The organism is Enterobacter sp. CM29, from assembly GCF_013179605.1.
In the GTDB taxonomy this organism is placed as follows: domain Bacteria; phylum Pseudomonadota; class Gammaproteobacteria; order Enterobacterales; family Enterobacteriaceae; genus Enterobacter; species Enterobacter intestinihominis.
In genome coordinates this window covers 1-3,366 of record NZ_JABMCU010000295.1, presented here as the reverse complement: position 1 = coordinate 3,366, position 3,366 = coordinate 1, and the positions used below count along the sequence as shown (strand labels likewise).

Annotated in this window: 3 protein-coding genes and 1 pseudogene; 3 read left to right on the top strand and 1 reads right to left on the bottom strand. The window is 57.7% G+C overall.

Going from position 1 to position 3,366, the window contains the following annotated elements; genetic code table 11:
* Window positions 1–313 (top strand): annotated as a pseudogene (locus HP459_RS22100) (sulfite reductase subunit beta); the annotation flags it as partial.
* Between the two features lie 99 nt (window positions 314–412).
* Window positions 413–1,147 carry a phosphoadenosine phosphosulfate reductase gene (cysH, locus tag HP459_RS22095; RefSeq protein ID WP_023298485.1) on the top strand — a complete coding sequence of 245 codons (735 nt, stop codon included), beginning with the start codon at window positions 413–415 and terminating at the stop codon, window positions 1,145–1,147.
* Between the two features lie 93 nt (window positions 1,148–1,240).
* Here the strand turns inward: cysH and HP459_RS22090 are convergent, their stop codons facing one another.
* Complete coding sequence (locus tag HP459_RS22090) at window positions 1,241–2,284, bottom strand: aminopeptidase (protein ID WP_023298484.1); 1,044 nt, start codon at window positions 2,282–2,284, stop codon at window positions 1,241–1,243.
* Window positions 2,285–2,521: 237 nt separating this feature from the next.
* On the opposite strand from HP459_RS22090, the gene HP459_RS22085 reads away from it, so the two are divergent.
* On the top strand, window positions 2,522–3,366 hold an 845-nt coding region (locus HP459_RS22085), incomplete at its 3' end, for an NAD(P)-dependent oxidoreductase (protein ID WP_367671009.1).

Here is a 3,366-nt window from a genome sequence, read left to right as displayed (position 1 = left end):
TCCGGACGAGCATATTGTTATGCGCGTGACGGGCTGTCCGAACGGCTGCGGCCGCGCGATGCTGGCCGAACTCGGTCTGGTAGGGAAAGCGCCGGGTCGCTATAACCTGCACCTGGGCGGTAACCGTATCGGGACACGTATTCCGCGTATGTTCCGCGAGAACATCACCGAGCCGGAAATTCTCGATTCCCTCGACGTGCTTATCGGACGCTGGGCGAAAGAGCGCGAAGCGGGTGAAGGCTTCGGCGACTTTACGGTACGTGCGGGCATCATTCGCCCGGTGCTCGATCCCGCAAGGGATTTCTGGGAGTAATCCATCCTTTGCCCGGTGGCGCTTCGCTTACCGGGCCTACGGGTTTTGTAGGCCGGGCAAACGCAGTGCCGCCCGGCGAAACAGGCAAACGAGGTTCTTATGTCCGTACTCGATCTAAACGCCCTTAATGACCTGCCAAAAGTCGAACGCATTCTGGCCCTGGCAGAAACCAACGCCCAGCTGGAAAAACTCGACGCCGAAGGGCGCGTGGCGTGGGCGCTGGAAAACCTGCCGGGAGACTATGTGCTTTCGTCGAGCTTTGGCATTCAGGCGGCGGTCAGTCTGCATCTGGTGAATCAGATCCGTCCGGACATTCCGGTGATCCTCACCGATACCGGCTATCTGTTCCCGGAGACCTATCAGTTTATCGACGAGCTGACGGACAAGCTCAAGCTGAACCTGAAGGTTTATCGCGCAACCGAAAGCGCGGCCTGGCAGGAGGCGCGTTACGGCAAGCTGTGGGAGCAGGGCGTTGAGGGCATCGAGAAATACAATGAGATCAACAAGGTCGAGCCGATGAACCGCGCGCTGAAAGATCTTCATGCGCAGACGTGGTTTGCTGGGCTCCGCCGCGAGCAGTCCGGGAGCCGGGCAACGCTGCCGGTGCTGGCGGTGCAGCGTGGCGTGTTCAAAGTGCTGCCGATCATCGACTGGGATAACCGCACGGTGTACCAGTATCTGCAAAAGCACGGGCTGAAGTACCATCCGCTGTGGGATCAGGGCTACCTGTCGGTAGGCGACACCCATACCACGCGTAAATGGGAACCGGGAATGGCGGAAGAAGAGACGCGATTCTTTGGGCTGAAGCGCGAGTGCGGACTGCACGAAGGGTAATGTTTTTTCGCCCGGTGGCGGCTACGCCTTACCGGGCCTACGTTTCGTGCCGTTGTAGGCCCGGTAAGCGCAGCGCAACCGGGCTTAATTGCATCAGGCTTTCCCCGCTTTCGCCAGCTCCTTCACCAGCGGCAGCATCACTTTCACGACATCCCGGCTGCGGTGCTCAATCCGCTGCGGCAGCGTTTTATCAATGTGCTGCTGATTATCCAGCCGCACGTCATGCCAGCTGGTCCCGTTTGGGAACGCCTTCGATTTAGCGCGCTGCTGATAGCCATCTTTTTTGCCCAGCGCCCAGTTAGTTGCCTCGACGTACAGCACCGGAATGCCCGCCTTATCAAACACTTCACCGTCATTACAGCAGCCCGTGCCTTTGGGATAATCGGGGTTACCGCCCGGATTTGTCGCGGCATAGACGCCATGCGTGCGGGCAAGCGCCAGCGCGCGGTCGCGGGTGAGTTTACGTACGCTGCTCGGCGTGCTCTGTCCGCTATTAAAATAGAGCTTATCTCCCACGATCAGATTATCGAGGTTAATCACCAGCAACGTATTTTTCTTCTCCTCAGCGGTCATGCGCTTAAGGAGATTCTCAGCGCCGAGTTTTCCTTCTTCTTCACCGCTGGTCGCAACAAAGCGAATGCTGTATTTCGTCGGAATATTCTTCAGGCGTTCGGCCAGCTCAAGCATGACGCCCAGCCCCGCCGCATTGTCATCCAGTCCCTGAAGCGTCAGCCCGCCGAGGTTATTATCGACATCAGCGTCGCTCATCGGCGTGTAGGTATCAAGGTGCGCCATAATAATAATCTGCTCAGCCGCCTTTCCTTCGTGCGCCGCAATGACCGTGCTGCCGGTTACGTTATGCCAGTTCTGCGTTTTATTGCGTGAGGTATAGATGTAGCGGCTGTGGAAAGCGCGAATGTCGCTCTCATAGCCCATATCCGCAAACTGCTGACGAATATAGTCTGCCGAGAGCATTTCGGCTGGGGTTCCGGTCATGCGGCCCGGAAAGACCGTCGCAATATGCCGCGCCTGCATACTGGCTATTTCACCGTAAGATTGATTTTTTGCCTGAGCCGGAAGGATAAAGCAAACGCCGAGCGCCAGGGCAACGAATCGGTGGCGCATTGCGGAAAACATAGTGAGTCCTTAAAAACAGAGCAAAATTTTAACCCGCATAGTATGAAACTGTGATCGGGTAGACACAATTTGAATTGCGCTTAAATGCCCGAAATTTCGCATGTTAAGCACTTTTTGATATTTGCTTTTTCACGGCGTTATTCCATTGAGTAACTACTCATTCCAATTCGTAATTTCATTCGATCTAAGCCGCCCCCTATAGTCCCTTTATTCCTGGTTGTTAGTGAGTTGTTGCCTGTGGACTATCTCCCCCTTTTTGCCGCCTTGAAAGACCGACCGGTACTGGTTGTCGGGACGGGTGAAATTGCCGATCGCAAAATCGCGTTCCTGCAACGCGCCGGGGCGCAGGTGCAGGTCGTTGCAGAGGCGGATTTTGAAGAGTCTCAGATCGACAGCGTGGTGCTGGTGATTGCGGCAACCGAAGATCGGGCGCTCAACCGCCGAATCTCCGACGCAGCTCAGGACCGTCACCGTCTGGTGAACGTGGTAGACGACCAGCCGCTGTGCTCGTTTATCTTCCCGTCGATTGTTGACCGCTCGCCGCTGCTGGTGGCGATCTCCTCCGGCGGCACCGCGCCGGTGCTGGCGCGCGTACTGCGGGAAAAAATCGAAGCGCTGCTGCCGACCAGCCTCGGGCGCATGGCGGAGAAGGCCAGCTACTGGCGCAACCACCTTAAAACGCGTCTGACCAGCGTGACGGAACGCCGTCGCTTCTGGGAGCGTGTGTTTCGCGGCCGCTTTGCCAGCCTGATGCATGCCGGTAACGAGACGGCGGCGCAACAAATTCTCGAGGACGAACTGGATAACCCCGGCAGTACGGGCGGGGAGATCATTCTGGTGGGCGCCGGGCCGGGCGATGCCGGGCTGCTCACGCTGCGTGGCCTCCAGGTTCTTCAGGATGCGGATGTCGTGTTCTACGACCATCTGGTCACCGACGGTATTCGCGAACTGATCCGCCGTGACGCGGAGCAAATCTGCGTTGGTAAACGTGCCGGCGAGCACTCCGTGCCGCAGCACGACACCAATCAAATGCTGATTGCCGCCGCGAAAGCGGGCAAGACCGTGGTGCGCCTGAAAGGGGG

Coding starts and splice junctions, on each gene's coding strand:
- HP459_RS22090 (WP_023298484.1), bottom strand. CDS start 2,284: ATGTTTTCCGCAATGCGCCACCGATTCGTTGCCCTGGCGCTCGGCGTT.
- cysH (WP_023298485.1), top strand. CDS start 413: ATGTCCGTACTCGATCTAAACGCCCTTAATGACCTGCCAAAAGTCGAA.